The organism is Phycisphaerae bacterium (assembly GCA_019636475.1).
GTDB lineage: Bacteria > Planctomycetota > Phycisphaerae > UBA1845 > UTPLA1 > JADJRI01.
The window spans coordinates 133,677-154,369 of the sequence record JAHBXN010000003.1 but is presented as its reverse complement, the minus strand read 5'-3'; the positions used below and the strand labels follow the sequence as shown (position 1 = coordinate 154,369).

Sequence of the window (20,693 nt, the reverse complement as noted above, 5' to 3'; positions counted from 1 at the left end):
GGGGAAGACTACTTGATCCATGAGGAAATCTGACAAATGCGCATTCCCCAATCCACGCAAAGTTTTCTGCCCCTTGCAATCGTGGCGTTGACCATCCCCGTCGGCTGCAGCGGGCCGGGATATCGTCTGGCCGCACAAGACACACCCAACGAGACAACTCGATCTGACTGGCCAGAATATGAATCCCGCCATCTTTCGAATGTCAGGCAACTGACATTTTCGGAGATGGGGCTGACCAAATCGGGAGAAGCCTATTTCTCGCCGGACCTGCGGATGATCATTTTTCAGGCGTTTCCTGCCGGTGAAACCGAGTATCAGATGTTCACGCTGCGGATTGATGCCGACGGCAAGCCGCTGCGTGAATCACTTGTTCGGATCAGCCCACCCGGCGGCGCCTGCACCTGCGGATATTTCAGACCCGACGGCCGCAAGCTCATTTATGGATCTTCGTATTTGAATCCCCATGTTTCGAATCCGAACTCCTATCATCGCGCCGGGAGTTCTTACAAGTGGGACATGCCGGGCGGCATGGACATCATCGAGGCGAATATCGATGGTTCCGATCCGCGGCAGCTAACGAGCGACTTGGGTTATGATGCTGAGTGCAGCTTCAGTCCGGACGGCACGCAAATCGTCTTTACCAGCGATCGCGACGGAGACCCGGATCTTTACATCATGAACGCTGACGGGACAAATTTGCGGCAGCTCACGAACTCACCTGGCTACGACGGCGGCCCCTTTTTCTCGCCAGACGGAAAGCGGGTGATCTTTCGAGCCGATCGAAAACAGAATGATCATCTACAACTGTTCGTAATCAATGCCGACGGTACCGGCGAGCGGCAGCTCACCCATGACAGCGACGTGGTGAACTGGGCGCCGTACTGGCTGCCTGACGGCCGTTCCATCGTGTTCACAACGAGCGTTCACGGGCACTACAACTATGAAGTGTACATGCTGGATATCGAGAGCGGTCGATTCAACCGGATTACCTACAGTCCGGGGTTCGACGGCTTGCCCGTTATCAGCTCGGATGGAAAATGGATGATGTGGACCAGTCAACGCACCGCCGACGGGCAAAGTCAGGTCTTTCTGGCTGACTTCAGACGCCCCGAGTAGTGGCCGCGCTTGGCGACATCTCAATGCAATTGGTTCCATTGCAGGTCATCGGCTGCGGCGGATACTACTCCTCGCGAATCTCGACGTCCGCAATTGGTCGCCCCGATGTCTTCTCGATTGCCTTGATGGATCCAAATCGCTTCATGCCGGCCGAGCTTGCTGGCGATTTGTTCTTGACTTCATACGTAATGGTTGTCGGGATTCCCGGGTAGAGTGTTGTCGCGGTGGAATCCCCTCGCTTGGCGTTGGCTGGAATCGATTCTGCATAGAGACAATCAATGTCGATCTGAAATTCCGCCGAGTCTTCGGCATTCGCATGGGTGAATGCCGCTCGAATTTCCAGCTTGCACGTCGCGGCCGCGGCGGATGGGCTCGGATTGCCGGCCGACACAACGGCTTCCGGCTCCGACAAGCCATCCTGAGCGATCGCCTTCCCCGAATCGTCGTAAATATTGATCGCGCAGTCCGTAAATTTCAGAAAATCCTCATCCGACGTCCGAACCTTGACGCGAACCGACGCGAAGCCGGCCGGCAACGTGATTGGGATGGTCGCCGTGTCTTTGTCGGGGGTCAAAGACTCGGTGACATGCTTGCGGCATCCATCAATCGAACCTCGCAGATCGACAATCGCGGGACGGCTGAACTGATTCGTCAGGACGATTTTTCCGGATGCCTTGCCTGTATCTGACGCGAACCGGGCCGTCGTCCAGTGCGGCGAGGAAATTCCGTCAAATCGCACCTCCAACGCATAAGGAGACGTCTCAGCGGCGCGCTCGCTGGTGATCGGAATTTCCCAGACGCCGGGCGACAACTCGTCAGTGACGGTGAATTTCGACTCCAGCCTGCCGTTTCTCGAATCGAGCTTCAGTGCATATCGTGGCGGGATCGATCGACCATCCGGCCGGAAGAGATAATAGGTCTGGCACGTGCTCGTCGCGTCGGTGGGGCAGGTGAGCTTGAGGTGCATGGCGCTGGTGCCGACCGGCACTTCCACGAAATGCCTCCGAACCTCCCAGCCTTTCACGGACTGGTTCTCAATCTTGATGGTGTAGTTTCCATCGGTCGTCGCGCGATGGGGCGTCACCACGCTGTTGACAAGCCGCAACAAGGGAAAGTCACCGTCAAATCCGGTGATGGTAGCGACATGCAATCCGGGCTGCGTCAGTGCGTTCTCGTCGTATCGGACGCGCACCTCGGCTGATTGCTCAGCACGAAAGTAAATCTGATCCTGCTCAATCTTGCACCACGGCGCGTCACTCTTGAGCGTCAATCGTTTAGAGAAGGCGGTGATCATCGTCGCATCCGCGACGGGCACGAACCTTGGTTTGATGGTGAAAACCTGGTCGCGTCCAATGGGAAAGTACCCGCCACGCCAATATGCGGCCGGCGCAATGCCGCCTGCGGCCATCGGGCTTTCGGTGGATACTTCGAAATCATACAGCGGGTCCGTTGCGCGAGCTTTTGCAATCGCGAGGGCTTTCTGGATTGCCACAGGAAGCGAAGGCACGCCCGCGCCGTAGTCGAGCGTGGTGAAGGCCGTCAGCGGCTGGGAAGACGCCTTCAGCGCCTGCTTTACCCAGTCCGCTCGTGGTGTGATGCCGTTGTCTCGCAAATGCTGGGCAATCAACGCACAGAGGCCCGCGGCGTAAGGCGAAGCCATGCTAGTACCTTGCCAGAAATCGCCACGCTTGTTCCATCGTGGAACCGTTGATGTCATCATCCCCGGCGTCGCGACGTCAGGCTTGTCGAGCTCGCCGCCGCGTGAACTGAACTGTGTCAGCTGCGGCGCTTCTATGTGTTCCGCGCGAACGTCCGCCGCGGTATCAACTGCCAGCAGCGCGGCGACGCTGATTGCCGCGGTGGCGGCCGCTGGTGTGCCGATGGACGAGAGGCCGGGGCCGTTGTTACCGGCGCTGGTGCAAACGATCAGGTTGGGATTCTGCAGCATGAGCTTATCGAGAAACTGATCGATGTCGGAATGCCCCTCCTGAATAGACCCGATGCCGTAGCTCAGATTGCAAACGACGGTGACATTGTGTTCCCGAGCGAATCTAGCGGCGTATTCGAATGCCGCTTTTTTCGCGCCGGTCGTCGTTGCACCACCCGCCAGACTATTGTGACCCAGCTTCAAACTGATCACTTTCGCGCCCGGCGCCACACCGTGAAAGTCGGGCTGACCTTGAATCTGATGTCCGGCGGCAATTCCTGCGACATGCGTGCCATGACCGCCATCGTCGAAGTGAATGCTGACAATGCGTTTCTTCATGAAGATATTGATTGCGCACGTCATGGGCTCAGTCTGCTGCTCAGGCTTCTGGCGAGGAAATGTGAAGCGGTCGAACTGGAGCCTGTAGTTCTTGAGCGGCTTGTCGTCGGAGAAGTCGCGATTGAGGTTTGCGTCGACATAACAGATGGCGTCATCATCGACTCCATCGTCCTGGCTGATAACGCAGATGGCGAAGACATCATCCTTTTTGCCATTGTCGTTGATGTCAGGTACGGAAGAGTTGCGGAACATTCGCTCTTCGAGCGTGCCGAACCAGATGCTTTTTTCAGCCAGGCGATCCGATCCGAGGGGAGGGGTATATAACTCGGGTCTGCCCTCCGAATCGTGCCTGACAATTCGGTCTCCCGCCTCATTCCAAATCGCGCGGGCGATTTGGACGTCGCCTTCCGTGGTAAAGTCCTGAACGTCGACTACCTTCATCTCCCCAGTGGTCGTGGTTTGCAGGCCCGGCACATCCATGTCCACGCCGGTGTCCAGAACAGCAATGACAATGCCGCGTCCATCCAGAGATGGGTTGGCTGCGCGAACCTCACCCACGCGGGACGTGGAGAGCGATAGCTGAGTCCACGGAACCTCCGCGAGCGCGTAGGTCGCGACAAAGAGCGCCAGCGAGAACGCCGCCGCGAAAAGACTGATCATCGGACGCGCACCGGAAGAGCGGCCGCTCTTGGCGGAATGATGCTTGATGTGTCGCATGGTTCAGCTCCGGACTTTCCCCTGGGAGACCAGCTCATTCGGAATCGCCGCATCTGTGAAATGCGGCACGATTGAATAAACATATCGCAATTGATGACGGTCGTCCACGCGAGGCGTCGAGGATCCAGACGCCCGAAGCAACTCCGATGCCTGCTCATTGAGGCTCTGGCGATTGACAGTTTCCGCTCGTCCGTTGAACGACCGCCTCCTATGCGCTTCGCGTTTGTCGGGCTGAAGCTTTGCCTGCGGCTTCCTTCCCACGACGCCTTAAAACGCCGCAGCTGCCGTTCAGCTAGGAATACCCGCAACCAGGGCTCCCAGAGAACTCTCACCTCTAAATCACCCCGCCATGCTCGACGCGCAATTAGAAAAGCCCACGGCAGGTCGCCACGGCCGGCTTTCCTTTGGGGCTTGATGTGTCCCAGGCAAGCCGGGTCTGACTCAGCGGTAGATCTTCAGAATTGAATCGAGGAACTTCAGGGCGTCCGGCCGCTTACGCTGGAATGTGTTCCGGCCAATGATCGACCCGAATCCACCACCGTCTCGAATCGCCTTACATTCGTCAAAGACCGCTTGGTCGTTGTCGTTCTTGGCACCGCCGCTGAAAATCACGATTCGCCGCCCGCCAAACGCGCACTGGGTGACATGCTTTACCCGCTCGGTCAGCGATCCGATTGCAATCTTCTCTTTTTCATAGACCTTCCGCGCGGCATCCTGCTCGAGATGCGCGGTGGGCAGTTTCACCTTGACGATGTGAGCGCCCAGTTGACAGGCAATCTGTGCTGCGTAGCCGCAGACATCCATCGCGGTCTCGCCTTCCTTTGACAGACTGCTGCCCCGAGGGTAACTCCAGACGATGACTGCCAGGCCGTGCGCCTTGGCTTCTTCGGCCCGCTCGCGCAACTCTTCGTACATTTGCTTGCGAAGTGTGGAGCCGGGATAGATCGTCATGCCGATGCCGACGCAGCCCAGTCGTAGCGCATCCTTGACACTCGCCGTGACGGCCTGCCAGGAGTCTTTCTCATCCGCGAGCGAATCGTGATTATTCGCCTTCAGGATCAGTGGAATTTCGCCGGCGAAGTCCGCCGCGCCAGCCTCCAGAAATCCAAGCGGCGCGGCGTAGGCGTTCAATCCTGCTTCGATACCAAGCTTGAAGTGATAGCGTGGATCGTAGCCATCCGGATTGTACGCAAAGCTGCGGGCGGGCCCATGCTCGAAGCCCTGATCGACGGGAAGAATGATCATCCGGCCGGTTCCGCCGAGTCGTCCGTGATTCATCATCCGGGCGAGATTCGTCAGAACACCGGCGTTTTCACCGTTATACCAACTCAGGATTTCGCGAACGCGCTCGGACATGGACGGGCCTCCGTGTGTCGAATTTCATTACTGATTGGGGACGCACGCGAATCAGAAATCGCGTATCGGCCGTTAGCGTAATCGCTTGCCAATCGCGGTCAAGATGCGGCGTGGGCTGGTCGGATGACCTGGGGTGTCGCATCCAGCAGGCACGGTCCGACCGGCTCATCCACATATTCCCAGAACTGCTCATAGAGACGATCGTGAAACCGGCACCGTACTGCGGAATATGCCAGACGCCCTAGTACGATGACAATCGGCGATGTGGCCCGTTTCTTGAGCAGGGAGAAGAATGCCTGCTCCAATCGGGCCTCGACGAGCGGAAGGGACTCGCCGTTCGGTGGCTCGACGCTTGATGGGTCGTCGTGCCAGGCTTTGTGAACGCGCGAGAAGCGCTCGCGGAACTGATCCTCCGTTAATCCCTCCCACAGCCCAAGATCCATCTCACGGAGCGAATCCAGCGCCTTGAATTTCAGGCCCAGCGACGCGGCAATCTGCTCGGCTGTCTGCGAGGCGGGGCCATCCGTTCCGCAGTAAATTGTTCGCGGCGACATCGCGCGGATGGCGTCCGCCGCAAGTGAGGCCTCCTTTCGGCCCACCTCGTTGATTGGCAAATCCATATCGCCCGCAAGCCGCTCCTGGTCGACCCAGTCGGTTCGTCCGGCTCGAATGAGTATCAGTCGCTTCATTGCGGATCGATCGGCGCTTTGGTTCTGGTGTGTGTTTGAACCCGTTTCTCACTGCGCGACGTCAGGCGTCATCAAGGATTTCAATTGTGGCAAACGGCTTACCTTCGAGAAATTCCAGGCTCGCGCCGCCGCCAGTCGAAATGTGGGTTAATTGGCTTGCCAGGCCGGCCGACTCGACTGCTGCTGCCGAATCGCCTCCGCCGACTATGGTTGTTGCGCCGTTCCGTGTGGCCTGAACCATCGCGGTCGCAATTGCAGTCGTGCCGGCGTCGAACGGCGGTGTCTCGAAGACACCCATCGGGCCGTTCCAGACCACGGTCCGGGCCGCGGCGATTACATCGTGGTAAGCGGCCATCGTCTTCGCCCCGATGTCCAGCCCCATTGATCCATCGGGAATGTCCCCTTCGATGGTGCGGGTGGCCACGCCGGCTTTCAATTCGGCTGCGCAAACGGTATCGATCGGGAGGTGGATCTTTCCATTGGCCTTCATTAACAGGTTCGCGGCCAGCTCCAGTCGGTCAGCCTCGCACAAGCTCTTGCCGATCCGGATACCCTGAGACGCGAAGAACGTGAACGCCATCGCTCCACCAATGAGGATCGAATCGACCTTCGGCAGCAGATTCTCGATCACCTTGATTTTGTCGCTGACCTTCGCGCCGCCGAGAATTGCGACGAACGGCCGGACGGGAGCGGCCATTGCCTCACCCAGAAACCGCAATTCCCGTTCGACCAGTAATCCGCAGACCCTTCTCCCCGGGCCAAGTCGCATCGGCACTTCATACATGCTGACATGCTTTCGATGACAAGTGCCGAACGCATCGTTGCAGTAGAGGTCGGCATGTTTCACGAGACCGTTCGCGAAGGCGTCGATTGCCGCCCGCTGATCAGGAGTCGGTAGCCGGTCCGGGTTCTGCTTGGCCTTATCGATCAGATCCTCGGCCGCATGGAAGCGAAGGTTCTCAAGCAACACCACTTCTCCGGATTTCAAGGCCGCGACCGCAGCATCTGCCTTCGCCCCGACACATTCATCTACAAATGCCACCGGCCGCTTCAACAGTTTCCCGAGATGTTCAGCCACAGGCCGCAAGCTGAACTCGGCACTGGGCTTGCCCTTTGGGCGACCCAGATGGCTCATGAGCACTAACTGGCCTCCTCGATCGATCACCGATCGAATGGACTCCACGGCTTTGACAATGCGGGAATCATCCGAGATCGCACCATGCTCAATCGGAACGTTGAAATCGACTCGCATCAGCACCCGCTGACCCGTCACATCGGTCTGACTTATCGACTTTTTCGGCATTCAGCCACTCCCTTCCATTCTTTGTCCCGGCGTCAGTGGATCAAAACGCTCGCGTTTCGTTGAATCGGGCCGCCGCGCCGTTCGCGAGCTGAGGCGACCACTTATTCGTCGGCCGGCTCGTCTCCGTCCGCGGCGCCCGTTGGCATGGACTGCGGAGTCGGTGACTGAGGAATCGGCGGAAGTGGCGTCGGCAGATTCTCATCCAGGGCCTCACGAATTGCTTCGTGCAAGCGAAACCCATCCGGCCCCGGGTCATCACTTCGCAGATTGTCACCGCGAGCGGCCGGATCGTCATCGCCAAAATCGCGATCAGGGCCGGCGGAAATAAAGATTGGTCGACCGGCATTGGCCCTCACCGCAGGGTTTTCCGAATCCGCAGGAAGATATCTCAGTGGAGTTCCCCACGGATCAACCAGGCACCTCTGCAAATCAGGTCCGCGCCAGAGGCTGGCAGGGAACGCCTGAATCGTACTTCGCGTGCGCTCGTGATCAAGCAGGTCCACGACGACGGGTATGGCGGAATCTGGCCCCCGATATGTCGGATACTGTCCTTCAGCACGGCGGTAGCGGGCCAGCGCATTGTCCAGATCCGCCAGCATTCGAATCGCGAGCGATTCCTTCGATCGCGTGCGCAGCATGGTCATCCAGCCCGTCAGCAGGAAGAGCATGACACTGACCAGAAAGATGGTGATGGTCATCTCGATCAGGGTCATCGCCAATCGTGACGACGCCATCTCGGTGAACCGTCGGGTATGCATGAAATGGGATCCTAAACGCCCAAGGGGGCGGGTCAAGCGTCCGGCGGGGCGACATGAACCTCACCCGGAATCGTCCGGCGAATTCATCACTTCCGATCCTCGGGCGCGCGGAGTCGGACCGATGCCGTGTTTGCCTTGCCATCCCGAATAAATGTTACGACGACCGTCTCGTCGGGTTTGCACTTTTCAATTTCGGTCAGAAGATCGTCGAGATTCCTTGTGACTCGATCGTTCACCTTGACAATCAGATCTCCGACGACGATATCTCCGTCCGGCGTACGACCGAAGCCTCGGAGCCCGGCCTCTTCGGCGCCGCTCCCGGGGGACACACTTTGAACCAGGACACCGTCGAATCCGTAGCGCCGCGCCAGGTCGTCACTGACAATGACGACGCCCAATTGCGGTCGAATGATGCGACCATGAACGATTAACTGTGGCACGACCTCGTTGACGATGTCGACGGGGACAGCGAATCCGATTCCCTCACTTCCGCCACTGCGGGTGACGATTTGCGTGTTAACGCCAACCAGCCGTCCCGCGCTGTCGAGCAACGGGCCGCCGCTGTTGCCCGGGTTGATCGCGGCATCAGTCTGAATGACGCCCTCAATGGTGCGATCATTGACGGAACGAATTCCACGGCCGAGCGCGCTGACCACGCCGGTCGTCAGTGACTGGTCCAGGCCGAAGGGATTGCCGATCGCAAATACACTTTGACCGACACGCAAATCATGGGATGTTCCGATTGCGATTGGTCGAAGCAGGGCACGATCCGCATCAATCTTTATTACGGCGAGGTCCTTATCGGGCGCCGCGCCGACGAAGGTCGCAGGGAGTGTTGAATGGTCGGCCAGCGTCACGCGAACGCGCTGGGCATCGCTGATGACATGGAAGTTCGTGACGATATGTCCATCCGTATCCCAGATGATTCCCGATCCCGCTCCGGTCTTGGGAATTTCGTAGATATTGAATCCGTAGGTCTCGCGGACGCTCCCAACGCTTGTGATAAAGACGACGCTCGGAGCGGCGGCCTCAAAAATCTCGATTGTCGTCTTTTCCTGAGATGAGAGGTCAGCACGTGGTGTGACTGTGCGGGGAGTGGCTGATGCTTGCCGGTTCGATCGCTCAACTTCGCGAGTGAGCATCCAACCGCCGAACAAACCCGCCATGATGCCGACGAGCAACGGCAGACGATATCGCTCGGCCGCATGCGTCCCTTTCATGGTTTTCTGCGGGGACTCAGGATGGTAAGTCACGACCGGCACCTTTCCAGATCGACATAGTTATAGGACGCTAGGGCGACCGCGTCCGCTGTAATTGAAGCAGCACTCTTTCCGATAAGCAATTCTACAGGCGATTGTTTTTGTCGCGCGAAAACTGCGCGGAGAGGGAGCCCGATGATGGCGGATTACACGCGTTTGATCGTAGTTAGTTCCCTGTTTCTGCTCGTCGGCGGGTGTGAAATCTCCTTCGTGGGAGACCCGGCTGGTGGGGGACTTGAAATACCATCAAGCGACGGAATCGATCCCAGTAATCCGCGGGTCGAGCGGACGACGACCAGTCTCGATATGACCGATGTCAGAAACATTCGGATCGAACTTCCGACGGCCCGCGTTCATCTGTCCCAGGCGGGCGAAGGCACTGCCGGCTCGCTTCAGGTCACCAAGATCATCACCAGGGAGGGATTTCAAAGTGACGCGCTGGCCGATCTGCTGAGTCGATCCGTCCTCACCGCAGAACGCTCCTTTGTTGATAATGCACGACTGGATGTCGAGGCAACTCTTCCCAAGGAATTGGCGGACACGGATCTCGTGTTCGATATTCGACTGGTCGTTCCGGTGAGCGTGAGCGTGGAGGTAATCCTCAAGAACGGCCCAGTGGATGTGGTTGACATTTCGGGAAATGTTGAGGTGCGCACGGCCAATGGCGCAGTCTCACTGAAGAGCATACAAGGAAACGTGATTGCTCAGACGACCAATCGAGGAATCACAATCGCCGACACCGCCGGCAACGTGAAGGCCGTAACGACCGATGCTGACATTTCACTGCGCCTGGCGCCGGCACCCGACGGCGCAATTTCGGCTGAAACGGCCTCAGGCAATATCCGCTTCACTCTCGCGAAAACAACCACGGCTCGGCTGGACCTGCAAACGGCTTCGGGCAGCGTTTCCGCGAATCTGGGGGGGTTCACGGTGTCAGACGTCACGACCGGGGGCGGCTACCTTCAGGGAATCCTGAACGGCGGCGGCGGTTCGATCGTCGCGCGCAGCGAATCCGGCGAAATCACGTTTGTCGGAATGTAGTCACTTATACGTGCGGCTGCCGGGGGGAACCAGTGGCGAGCGATGGACCACGATCGCCCGCGGCGATCTCATGCGCGGCATCAGGTGTTGGAGTCCATTGGCACCGACTGCCCGACCCATTGTCCCAACTCTCCAACGGTCGAAGTAATACGGGACAACGCCTGCGTCAGTTCCGCGTGTTCCGTCTCGGCTCGCATGATATCCGTCACCAGCTGAATCTGGCGGTCACGCAGTTGAGAGTCAATACGTGCCACAATGGCTTGGCGATGAGTCATGTCCGCGGAAAGAGCGTGGTTCAACTCAGTCAGCGCCAATCGCGTTTTTTCGGCTGCCTCGCGCGATTCGGTGAGTCGCTGTTCTTCGAGCACGGCCTCCGACAGCAGGGAGCGAAGTGAATCAATATATATTGCAGGATCGCCTGCTGAGAACGCTTGGGCGCTTTGCGAGCGGTCGCCGGCTGTGCTGGATTCAACTTCAACAGGGGACGCGGTTTCCAGAACATCCTCACCAGTTGAGCCGGTGGTCGACGCTTCGCCGGGAACCGGCGCAATGAGATCCGTTGCCTTTTCGTCGCGCGGGGGCGGCTCGTGTGGGAGCAAGTGCCTCAATTCCTCGATTCGGTCATCGATACGAACGAGCAGACCGGCCGCGGCAACCGATCGATCCGACCACGCCTTTTCCAATTCATCAATACGCTTGAGCGCTTCCTCAACGCGTTGGAAAAATTCGGCCGAAGCGACAGCCGGGAGCGGCAGCGGTTCGGGTTCAGGCAGTGCCTTATCCGCCTCGGCCAGCATTGCATTGAGCTCAGGATCTGGCGCGATGATCTCGGCGTCGTCAATCTCGTCTGATAATTCGCCGGCGAAGGTCGGTTGAAGTTCGTTCGGCCCTTGTGTCGTAGATGCCTCGGGTATGGCACTCGCCGGTGGGGCGGTCGCTTCACTGGCTACACGGCTGACCTCGTCACGGAGCTCGGCCAGCTCCTGTTCCAACCGGCATAGCGACTCATCAACACGGGACCGCTGTCGTCGCCGGGCTCGCAGATGGATGAAAAGACCGCGGATAAACGCCGTCTCGTATTCAACCGGCGTCTCGGGAATTCGCGCCCTAGGCAGTTTGAGCCGGAGCTGCTTGACCAGTTCCGCGCAGAACTCGCGAACACTCGGACCGTCGCCGCCCGCGCCGACCAGTTGCTCCAGCTTCGAAAGGCGCCGTGCGAACGTCCGGCGATTGAGTTGCATCGCCACGACAAATCCGACAGCCGCAAGGGCGGGGAGAATGGCCGCGAGCCAGGCAAGTCGAGCATCGCCCCCGGTTCGTGCAACGAGTTCGGTGATTCGCGTCAGAATTTCGTCCTGCGTGGGCACGGACCACATATCGGCCAGATTCGGCGCGGGCATGGGCTAACTAGCGCCATTGAACGCGCAAATGGCGACGAATTTCGGTAAGGAAAGGTCCGGGCCGTCGTCAAGTTCAGTGATTGGCCTGGTGCAGACGGTGGAAGTCCGGGTGGATAGCCCGGGGGACTGGAGGCACAGGCAGCACCCGGACGGTTTGCTGGCCCCTTCAACCGCCCTGCGGCGTCCCATAATGCCTGTTATGTTGCATTCGATGTGACCCGAGCGGGGCCGGCCTGTCTCCGGGCTGGAATTCTGTTTAAACCTATTTCAAAGGCCGTCCCTTCCGATCGCCGATAATGAGCGTAAGATGGTATGTGGCGTTGCTTTATGGTTTTGCCGCAACCCGGTTTAACAACGAACTGAGATCGGAATGCTCGAAAAGGAATGCAATCTCTGGATTGAACAAGCGGAGTACCGTTGCATTCCGTCGTCCGGCGCAACGACTCCGGAAGGCACCGCCATTCTCGACTTCGGCGTCGGAATTGAAGCCGTCAAGCGATTCGCCGGCATCGATGTCGACCTCGGTCATCTCATCAAGTCGCGAGGCAATCATGTTCACTTGATTCGCCCTGGTCTGCTCTCGTTTCCGGTCCAGCAATACGCGTGGGCCGGGCCGAATCTCCAGATCATCGAGCGCAGCGCCAAGCAACTGGCAGCGATCGTCGGCGAAGCCAAGACTCTGTTGCCGCGTCCCGGATGTCTGCCCGGCCAGTTGAACTGGGAGGACGTGAGAAAGGTGCTGGAGTTCCTGCCTGACAACGTCATCGTCATCCGGCACATCTAAGCACCGAACAAGTGTCCTCCAGTCGCCCGCAAGCTACCGCGCGATGCGATATCCCAGCACGACCGGCACTCCACCCGGCAGAATAGTCGGTGGTGGCGTTGTCGTCAGGGCCAATTCCAGCGAGGAAGGGTCCTTCTCCGCCGGGCGTACCTGCACATTGATCAATTGCGCGGCGAGATCATCCGGGAGTTGCAACCAGTTCTGCACATGTCCCTTAACAATGGAGGCAACCTGATCCTCACTCTTGGCGGACAGACTCGGCTTGAGATCAAACAACAGGCCCGACAATCTGGCCGCAAACAGCTGGTATGGCAGACTCACCTCGAGGACGCCGCTGATATCGGCTGAACCCGGGCGTGCCGCGCTGACACCGTTCCAGAAGTGAACAAATTCCTGATCTTTCGCCCCCACGACGACATTGATACCCGCACCGCCGATTTCCTCGATCTTGGATTGAACCATTTGCAGGTCCGACGGACCATACTTTTTCTTGCCGTCCTTGCCTCCCATCGCAGAAGCAAATCCGTCGACCTGACCGCGCACATAGCCCGACATGCCGGACGGCCAACCCGATTCCGTCACGCTCCGCGCGATGGTGAGCGCGGCGGCAAACACGCCCTCAGCCCAGAGGAATGACGACTCGAGGGAGGCATCTTCCTTGAAAGAGAATTCCAGATCCTTTAGATCGTCGCGACCGTGAGGTTGTCGCAGCAAGCCACGGCCGAATACGACGCCGAGGAGCCTTGCGTAGGTTTGTTCTCGAAGGCCCTTCCATTTTGCAAATTGCCACTGATCAAACATGTTGACGAGGGCGGGCAAAGTCGGCACCTGCCACGCATGCTTTACGCCGAAGAAGGCCGGGGAAACCGGCGCGAGGATTACGGCAGGCAGACTCGCGGCATGCTGGGCCATCTCGTCGAGCACTTCCATGTCAGACGATGTGTTTCCGAAGGAGGATGCGAGAATGACCAGGTCGGGCGCGTCGGCGCCATCGTCGAATACCGGATCGATCACCTTCGAAGTGAATCGAGTTGTCAGATCGTGTCGATGGGCGTGCAACAATTGCAGGCGCACGTTCTTGCGGAAATCAATATGCCTGACCAGGAAGGCGATCGAGCGCCAGATTGCTTCCATCGGCTGCACTTCGGCGCTATGGAGGACCGTGTTCAACCACGCCGAGATGATCCGGTCCACTTCATTCAGCGTTCGCCGGACGGCCGCGGACTCCTCCGCAGGAATTCCGCTTGCGCCCGCCGCACCTGCCACCGCTGCGCCGATTGCGCTCCGTGGGCCGCCCGTGGATGGCGCTGCGGCGCTGTCACCGAGATCCAGACCGTCAAGCAGCTTATTGACCGTGGCGGGATCAGCAGGCTTGGCAGCGGGCGCGGCCTTGAGCCATTCGGATAGCCAGGACAGTCGCGAATCGGATGCGATCGCGGCGCTGACCGACTGCGCGAGCTGCTCGCCGCTGAGCTTGCCCATAAGACGGCCGACCAGCTTCTCCCGAATTTCGAACAGGCTGGCCGTCGCATTGATCTGCCCCGCCATCGCGATCGGATCGAAATCCCTGATCGAAGCAACGCGGATTCCCGCTTCGGCCAACTGATTCCCGCCCGCTACCGGGTCGGCTAAGGTGAAGCTGACGGATGGCCGTGCATCCCCAAGAATTTCATCGAAATTCGTACTGTTGATCTCGACGCCGCCGCCGGCCATTGCGCCTGTGACTGTGCCTTTGTCACTGCCGGCAAAATCGCCGACGACGAGGATTCGATATGGTTTTTCGGTGGAGATTTTCAGACCGCCGGGCATCGGAAAATCCACTTCGACATCAAACTTCATTGCGTCATCAGACATGGGTGTGCCTTTCGTGTGCGTCGAACGTCCGCGCGAATGATTCGCGCGAGCGGCGGCCTAAATAACGGTCCAAACGCGTCGGAAAATTCGCGAGCGATGCGATCCGCCCACAGCGCACGGATGCATCGCAATCCCTGCGAGCTAGTCCAGCCAGATTCGCGAGGTCATCCAGCCATCGTCTGTCACGGCGCTCTTCGGGGATGCCTCGACCCGAATGATAAACCACTTACGCAGTTTTTGGGACGGCGGTTGATAATTGTTGACGTAATCTGATTGTGAAATGCCGACGTCAGCCAGAATCTCGTACATGGCCCGGGCGGTGTCCTCACGCGCCATGAAGCCCCATTCCGTCTGTTTATCCGCGGGGCCGGGCGCGAGACATCCTTCAAACCAGTTGGGTGAATTGCCAGGGTGAATATACACGCCGTGAGCGCGTCCCTTGGATTTTGGATTCTTCAGAATCCAACCCAGGACGCCTTCCTTCCAGGGCCCTTCGGGCGGTTTTGATTTTCCGCCGGTTGTCGGTGGCGGTACATCATCAGGTTCCCATGAATAGCCGACCCAGATCGCGGGGAATTCTTTTCGATAGTCCTTGTTCGTCTTCTTCCCATCCTTGGAAAACTCGGGGAAAGAATCCCAGTGTTTCGGCATGGCCTGCGGATATCCCGCGAAGGTGCCAGGCGGCAGGGTGCACATGTCCGGAGTGAATCGGTTCTTGCCGGTCTTGGGGTCCGGCCTCCAGCGCTGCCAGACAGTGACCATCTTAAATGTTTTGGGCTTGCCAGGCTCGCCCCACGGATCGGCGACGAAGGTGAGATCGCCCCGGATGCCCCATTGGTTTGCCGCACCGAAGTTATCCAGCGTCGGCGGCTTCCATTTCCAGCCGGTACTTGGGGAATTCAGTTCGGCTGGCAGTTTCGAACTGACTGGAAACCAGACCGGTCGTCCTCGAGCCTTTGATTCCCCAAGTGCGAGTCTGATGCTCTGCCGGCCGATTTTCACGGTTGCATAGTGCTCGGCATCGGTGACAACCACACGATCGTCGGGTGGTAGATACAGCGTAGTACCTTTGTCCACCTCGGATTGGAGAATCTCCTTCCCGATACTCCCACTCCACCACGGCGTTTCGACCGGCACGCGGTAGAACATATGGAAACGGAACTGAGCTCGGTATGTGACCGTAATTTCCGCGGCAGGCAGAGTGACTTTGTTGATCGTATTCCCGTGTCCGCCCGTCGAGTTGGTGCGCATCATCTGCAGGGACGGCTGCGGCTTGTCGGTCATCAGAAATGGAGGGCTGGCCATAACAGTTTTCCGGGCTCAGGCCCCGGCTCCCCCTTCCGCATCACTATTACCTTGTGGCGACTCTTCGTCACCCACAGCCGTTCCCGGCATGTCGTCAACGATCTTTGGTTCGCTCTCCGCGCGTTTAATCGCGTTGAATTTCATGGCGTCGTGGGCTTCATTGAGTTTCTGGATCGTGGCATCATCCAATTCAGACGATGGCGGCAATCCAACCGATTGTCGAAACTGGTTCAAAGCCGCGAGTGTCTTGGGGCCCATAATGCCATCAATGCGACCCGGCGGAAATCCGAGATTCGCAAGGCGCATCTGAATGCCGGCGATGTCATTCAAAGGATTTATCACGCCCAGCGTGAATCGGTAAGTATCTGATCCGATTCTCAGGATAATTCGTCGCGAATCGCCGCGTATTGGCACCTTCACGCGGCCCTGGTCGTCGGTGGTGCCGTCTTTCGGCTTTCCATCCACGTCGAGCTTGTATTCTTCGTTGGCTCGCGGATCACCGTCCTGCAAAAGTTGAACCTTGAACCATGTCGGTTCGCCCTTGCGACGGAATTTATGACGCTGATCGACGTTGCCTGATTCTTCTCGTGGTCGCTTATCCGGAACGAAGACTGCATCTCCCGGTAACAGCGCATTGGGATTGCTCCGGCGACGCTTCAGTTCGGTGTTTGAACCGTGGTCCCAGATCGTCGTCCAGAAATGGCCCGTTTCGCGTGCGATGCTCGAAATGCACTCGCCCTGCCTCACGATACGCCACTTCCCATTGCGGGCATCCGGGCCAGCCTCCACGGGGCCTTCTTCCTCTTCGCCTAATAAGGGAGGCGCAGGCGCGGGCGCACCCTCTGGCGCTTCGGTCTGAGGCGGCATCGGCCGCCATCGCTCCCAAGCAGCCAGATCCAGATTTGGAAATTGAATACGACAGGCGCCGGGGTCCTTGATTCCCTGAAAACGAACCATGCCGCGCGAGTCTAGTCCCCCTTTCACGATCTTACTGTTCGGCAGTGTGACTTCGTAGCGCTCTCCGACCACAGGCTGTTCCGCCTCATCAACCATCTCGATTTCGAGCCAGTGCGTGCCTTGCGCGACATTTTGCGTGGATTCTCCCGGCGGATCTTCCGCAGGCTGACTCTCAGTGTATTCCGATTGCGTCTGTGAGGTTTCTTCCTGTGCCTGTTCGGCTTCTTCCTCTCCGCCGCCGCCACCGCTGAATCCATCACCCCCCCCGCCGCCGCCGCCACCCCCCCCGCCGCCCGAATCGCCGATTAAAACGGTGTCGCATCCTTTCGCGATCTGATTACCGGCACACTTGGCGGGAGGACCGATCGGATCGGCGACACGCGCTGCCGGAAAATTGGCAATGAGAACTGAATTGCTGCCCTTGAGGATAACGCCGGAAACGTGCGGCACCACGCCGTCGAACATCGGACACAACGCTGTGTCACTCGCCGCCATGGCGCGAACGGCCGGCATATTCCCGATCAGGACCGTCGGCGCGCCGGGACCAACGATTGCTCCACCGTGGGCGCACTGATCGCCGACGCGCGCCGCGGGCATGCCGGCGCCGGGGGACGGAGGACCGGCCACCGGTGAGGGTGTCGGCGCCGGTCCCTTGGCTGACTCGAAATTGGACTTGGCATCGTCGAAGTTCTCGGCTCCGCCCCAGGTTGTGGAGTCGTCGGGATCGGGATGCCCCTCGTAATAGGATGCCATTTCGTCCGGTGATGCCATATCGCTGTCTTTCAACTCCGATTCGCGATCAATCAAAATCCAGCAGCAGCGCGCACATGACGCCGAAACTACTCGTCAGCTTCGGGCCTGGATTCTGTTTCCCAGTAGAGCATGTCTGCCTGATCCTGATGGTTCTTCTTCACAAACTCCGACTGCTTCTCATTCAGTTGGCCACCATAAAACTCGACGGCTCGTGCACAGGATGTAACGCAGCCCTTCTTGTCCTCCTCCTCCAGCCCCTCTACGGCAGTCGTAGACATCATTGCGTCGAGCATGAGCATGAAGGCCGCGGAAAGTTCATCCGGCGTCGTCGCGTTGCAGTCGCGCTGCAGGATCATCACGGCCCAATTCCTGAAATCAACATGAGCGTATGTCTCGAGCCCGAGGTAGAGCCGCACGACCTCCTGCCTTCTGCGCTTGGCGTCGGCAATCTTCAGTATTTCGTGTCGTCTGGCCTTCGCTTCCAGAATCCGCGGAAGGCGGTCATCACGGTAGTTCTTCAGCTTCAGATAGGCGACCTGCGTGTCGACGCTGTTCTCGACGTTCGGCTCGAGGACTTTCATCTTCTTCTCAAGCGGATCAACGATCCACTTCTGATCGGATTTGTCGCTCAGGTAAAAATAAACGTCAATCATCTGTTCGAAGCGTTGATCGACCGACGGCTTGCCGGCCAGGTGCTGATAGTATTCGTTCGCTTTGGCGGCCAGGGCATCATCACCAAATTCAGCCAGAATCGTCAGGCTGACAATCGCCCGGTTGTATTCGTCCGGCTCGCTGTCCCGGCGCTGCATCCATTTGGTCACCAATTCGGCATGCGAGCGAAGGTCAAAAAAACGCATCAGTCGCATGCACTTGGCGACATGACGGCTCTTGGGAGATTCAGCTTCGAGCGTTTTTTGAATCCACGCATTGACCTGCGACGGATCGGCCGTCTTCGGCAGCGGTTCAGGGCCGTCGAATCGACTGGCCATGATGTAGTGCTGCAGCACAGTGTCCGCTTTGGAGCGCTCGAGATATCCCTTGGGCGGTTTGGGCAACATGGTCGGGCCGTACTCCTAGAGCGGCGTCGGCGGCGCCGGTCGCAGCAGACGAAGGTTTTCATAGACAGACGGAACAAGCGTACGGAACCGCTCGACACAGGTCTGATTGATCGCTCCGGTGGGCGTATCGCGACCGCCCATCAGCTTGTTCTCGCCGGCAGCCCCGGTCACAGTCGGTCCCCGGCGCTGAACACGCAGTGATACCGTGATAGGCGCATCTGAGATGCGCTTACGAATTTGATTCGTATGCGGGAATGCTGACATCCATTCGGAGAAAGCCAGATTATCATTGACCGGATAGGCGTTGCCGAAGTGGTCGGACTCTGGATTGCCTCCCGTCGTATGAAAACAATCAAGCAGCGTGTGTCCGCCTTCATGCGACAACGTTACGCCCGATGTCGCACCGCCGCGGCTCAGGAATACGATGAGTCGAAACTCCGGCCGCGGCCTGAAACGTTCGACAACACCGACATAGGGCCCCGTCGCCTCGCCGTTCAGCCCGGGCAGCCTGTTTACAACCATCGCGCACAGGTAGGTATCGCCTGTCACGAAGTTCTTGGCGCAGACGCGATAATCGGGTGAGCCGACCAGCATTGCATCGCCGCTGTCTCGGGGATCCGGATAAGCGCCGCTCGTACTTTGTACGGCGGCGTTACTCCACGCGCTCGTGTCGCTGATCGTCTGCTTCGGGTCCGCGCTGTTCGTGCTGATGACTCTCGCCATCGTGCCGTCCGGATTGAAGCACAGAATATCGGCTGAACCGAATGTGTTGCGAGACGATGAAATCGGCGGATTTTCGCTGACGCGGCAGACGACTCCCTGGGCTCTCAGTGCCGCCGCAAGGTCATTCGCGGTGGCCAGCGGCGTTGCGCTCGACTTGGTCTGGATCGTCGCGGTCACATTGCCTGACGCCAGTTGGACCGTCGCCGACATTGCTTTTCGTCCCCGGGCACGAACGCCGTCGTAATCCGAGATCATGATCATGTTCCGGGGCGGATCGACATCGTGAATGAAGTTGTCGACGATCGTTACCCCGGGCCCGGGCTCCACGATGGCCTTGACTCCGACATTCATCTGCGCGAAACGCTCACGGAGGCTCTTGTAGATCAGGTCCCGCATTTCCTGGTCGCTGACGCCAGCGCCGGCCGATCCGCCGACGCGAATGGCCTTGACTCGCATCACCTTCTCGTCCTTGCCGACTTTGGCGAAGGATTGGGCCTTGCAATGCTGTGGATCGGTCGATGTGCCTGTTTCGCAGTGCGGCGCCGGCCGGAACGACTGAACGCGATAATCCAGGATTTCGATATCCTTATCCGCAAGCGGAGGCACCACAAGCACCTGCCGGCTGACATCGGCGCCGGTATCAACAGCTGTAGGCGGATCGTTATGACCATCGCGGCGTTTTGCCGTGCGGTCCTGTTCATCCACCACAAGTCGTAAATAGCAGGACTGGTACCAGGGTGAGTCCGGTTCGATTTGTTTGCAAACGATGTCTTGCAGAAGGGTTCCGGTTTGAACGATATTGTCCCACTTGTCAATCATCCGCTTGTCGGTCGAATTAAGCACTGGTTTCTGCGACTGGAGATTGACTGTCACTTCCGCATCACCACGATCGGCAGCCAACTTGTCGAAGACGAGGACCTTGAAATGATCGGGATCCGCGCTGGCTCCGGAGCTGTAGCGGGTGAATGTATGGGGTTTCCAAAGCTCGGTTGCGAATCCAGTCCCCTGTCGGCCCGGGACATAGTTACTCACCGCCAACTCGGATTGCGTATCCGCGAGCTTCGCAGGTCCGCTGGCTCGATGTCGGTCCTGGATGATCCAGATTCGATTAGCGCTGCCCAATCGCTGGAAGCGATGGAGCATCTCGGTTTGCCCCGCCTCCTGCTTCTGTGTGACTTCGGGAATATCGACTTTCTCCCCGGGCTCAACATGGCGAGCCGCATACTGAGGGTTCAATGGCCGCAGCTTGTTGCAATTCTTGAATCCATGCTCGACGGCGATGCTGCAAAGTGATTCGCCGTCCTTCGCTCTGACTGATTTGGTTACAGCCATTTCCAGATACCTTCCGGGACAC

The 20,693-nt window shown here is 58.6% G+C and carries 15 protein-coding genes; 3 read left to right on the top strand and 12 right to left on the bottom strand.

The genetic code is table 11. The features are described from left to right. Window positions 1-36: 36 nt before the first annotated feature. Window positions 37-1,116 carry a PD40 domain-containing protein gene (locus KF841_06175; protein ID MBX3394936.1) on the top strand — a complete coding sequence of 360 codons (1,080 nt, stop codon included), beginning with the start codon at window positions 37-39 and terminating at the stop codon, window positions 1,114-1,116. 64 nt (window positions 1,117-1,180) lie between these two features. Here the strand turns inward: KF841_06175 and KF841_06170 are convergent, their stop codons facing one another. The 6 genes from KF841_06170 to KF841_06145 form a co-directional block, all read right to left on the bottom strand. Next, window positions 1,181-4,099 carry a S8 family serine peptidase gene (locus KF841_06170; GenBank protein ID MBX3394935.1) on the bottom strand — a complete coding sequence of 973 codons (2,919 nt, stop codon included), beginning with the start codon at window positions 4,097-4,099 and terminating at the stop codon, window positions 1,181-1,183. 441 nt (window positions 4,100-4,540) lie between these two features. After that, window positions 4,541-5,455 (bottom strand): class I fructose-bisphosphate aldolase, encoded by a 915-nt coding sequence (locus KF841_06165; GenBank protein MBX3394934.1) that lies wholly within the window; start codon window positions 5,453-5,455, stop codon window positions 4,541-4,543. Window positions 5,456-5,553: 98 nt separating this feature from the next. Further along, complete coding sequence (locus KF841_06160) at window positions 5,554-6,144, bottom strand: histidine phosphatase family protein (protein ID MBX3394933.1); 591 nt, start codon at window positions 6,142-6,144, stop codon at window positions 5,554-5,556. A gap of 61 nt (window positions 6,145-6,205) precedes the next feature. Beyond that, the gene (locus KF841_06155; GenBank protein MBX3394932.1) at window positions 6,206-7,447 is read right to left on the bottom strand and encodes a phosphoglycerate kinase; all 1,242 of its coding nucleotides are present in this window, start codon (window positions 7,445-7,447) and stop codon (window positions 6,206-6,208) included. Window positions 7,448-7,548: 101 nt separating this feature from the next. Continuing rightward, window positions 7,549-8,205: a type II secretion system protein gene (locus KF841_06150; GenBank protein MBX3394931.1), complete on the bottom strand. Its 657-nt coding sequence runs from the start codon at window positions 8,203-8,205 to the stop codon at window positions 7,549-7,551. An 86-nt stretch (window positions 8,206-8,291) separates the two neighbouring features. Beyond that, entirely contained in the window at window positions 8,292-9,425 is a 1,134-nt protein-coding gene (locus tag KF841_06145) for a trypsin-like peptidase domain-containing protein (protein MBX3394930.1), read from the bottom strand. 174 nt (window positions 9,426-9,599) lie between these two features. Here KF841_06145 and KF841_06140 point away from each other — a divergent pair, with 174 nt between their 5' ends. After that, window positions 9,600-10,505 carry a DUF4097 family beta strand repeat protein gene (locus KF841_06140; protein MBX3394929.1) on the top strand — a complete coding sequence of 302 codons (906 nt, stop codon included), beginning with the start codon at window positions 9,600-9,602 and terminating at the stop codon, window positions 10,503-10,505. Window positions 10,506-10,585: 80 nt separating this feature from the next. Here KF841_06140 and KF841_06135 read toward each other — a convergent pair whose 3' ends face one another. Next, complete coding sequence (locus tag KF841_06135; protein MBX3394928.1) at window positions 10,586-11,905, bottom strand: hypothetical protein; 1,320 nt, start codon at window positions 11,903-11,905, stop codon at window positions 10,586-10,588. Between the two features lie 370 nt (window positions 11,906-12,275). On the opposite strand from KF841_06135, the gene KF841_06130 reads away from it, so the two are divergent. Next, entirely contained in the window at window positions 12,276-12,689 is a 414-nt protein-coding gene (locus tag KF841_06130) for an ADP-ribose-binding protein (protein ID MBX3394927.1), read from the top strand. A gap of 33 nt (window positions 12,690-12,722) precedes the next feature. Here the strand turns inward: KF841_06130 and KF841_06125 are convergent, their stop codons facing one another. From KF841_06125 to KF841_06105, 5 genes are all read right to left on the bottom strand, one after another. Next, window positions 12,723-14,543 (bottom strand): type VI secretion system contractile sheath large subunit, encoded by a 1,821-nt coding sequence (locus KF841_06125; GenBank protein MBX3394926.1) that lies wholly within the window; start codon window positions 14,541-14,543, stop codon window positions 12,723-12,725. Window positions 14,544-14,684: 141 nt separating this feature from the next. Then, the gene (locus tag KF841_06120) at window positions 14,685-15,848 is read right to left on the bottom strand and encodes a hypothetical protein (GenBank protein ID MBX3394925.1); all 1,164 of its coding nucleotides are present in this window, start codon (window positions 15,846-15,848) and stop codon (window positions 14,685-14,687) included. Window positions 15,849-15,863: 15 nt separating this feature from the next. Then, window positions 15,864-17,576, bottom strand: a complete 1,713-nt coding sequence (locus KF841_06115; protein ID MBX3394924.1) for a PAAR domain-containing protein — start codon at window positions 17,574-17,576, stop codon at window positions 15,864-15,866. A 68-nt stretch (window positions 17,577-17,644) separates the two neighbouring features. Further along, window positions 17,645-18,616 (bottom strand): hypothetical protein, encoded by a 972-nt coding sequence (locus tag KF841_06110; GenBank protein MBX3394923.1) that lies wholly within the window; start codon window positions 18,614-18,616, stop codon window positions 17,645-17,647. Window positions 18,617-18,631: 15 nt separating this feature from the next. Beyond that, window positions 18,632-20,671, bottom strand: a complete 2,040-nt coding sequence (locus tag KF841_06105; protein ID MBX3394922.1) for a hypothetical protein — start codon at window positions 20,669-20,671, stop codon at window positions 18,632-18,634. Window positions 20,672-20,693 lie beyond the last annotated feature (22 nt).

Bases quoted from the DNA above. Each gene is read 5' to 3' on its own strand.
- KF841_06175 (MBX3394936.1), top strand. From the start codon at position 37: ATGCGCATTCCCCAATCCACGCAAAGTTTTCTGCCCCTTGCAATCGTG.
- KF841_06170 (MBX3394935.1), bottom strand. From the start codon at position 4,099: ATGCGACACATCAAGCATCATTCCGCCAAGAGCGGCCGCTCTTCCGGT.
- KF841_06165 (MBX3394934.1), bottom strand. From the start codon at position 5,455: ATGTCCGAGCGCGTTCGCGAAATCCTGAGTTGGTATAACGGTGAAAAC.
- KF841_06160 (MBX3394933.1), bottom strand. From the start codon at position 6,144: ATGAAGCGACTGATACTCATTCGAGCCGGACGAACCGACTGGGTCGAC.
- KF841_06155 (MBX3394932.1), bottom strand. From the start codon at position 7,447: ATGCCGAAAAAGTCGATAAGTCAGACCGATGTGACGGGTCAGCGGGTG.
- KF841_06150 (MBX3394931.1), bottom strand. From the start codon at position 8,205: ATGCATACCCGACGGTTCACCGAGATGGCGTCGTCACGATTGGCGATG.
- KF841_06145 (MBX3394930.1), bottom strand. From the start codon at position 9,425: ATGAAAGGGACGCATGCGGCCGAGCGATATCGTCTGCCGTTGCTCGTC.
- KF841_06140 (MBX3394929.1), top strand. From the start codon at position 9,600: ATGATGGCGGATTACACGCGTTTGATCGTAGTTAGTTCCCTGTTTCTG.
- KF841_06135 (MBX3394928.1), bottom strand. From the start codon at position 11,905: ATGCCCGCGCCGAATCTGGCCGATATGTGGTCCGTGCCCACGCAGGAC.
- KF841_06130 (MBX3394927.1), top strand. From the start codon at position 12,276: ATGCTCGAAAAGGAATGCAATCTCTGGATTGAACAAGCGGAGTACCGT.
- KF841_06125 (MBX3394926.1), bottom strand. From the start codon at position 14,543: ATGTCTGATGACGCAATGAAGTTTGATGTCGAAGTGGATTTTCCGATG.
- KF841_06120 (MBX3394925.1), bottom strand. From the start codon at position 15,848: ATGGCCAGCCCTCCATTTCTGATGACCGACAAGCCGCAGCCGTCCCTG.
- KF841_06115 (MBX3394924.1), bottom strand. From the start codon at position 17,576: ATGGCATCACCGGACGAAATGGCATCCTATTACGAGGGGCATCCCGAT.
- KF841_06110 (MBX3394923.1), bottom strand. From the start codon at position 18,616: ATGTTGCCCAAACCGCCCAAGGGATATCTCGAGCGCTCCAAAGCGGAC.
- KF841_06105 (MBX3394922.1), bottom strand. From the start codon at position 20,671: ATGGCTGTAACCAAATCAGTCAGAGCGAAGGACGGCGAATCACTTTGC.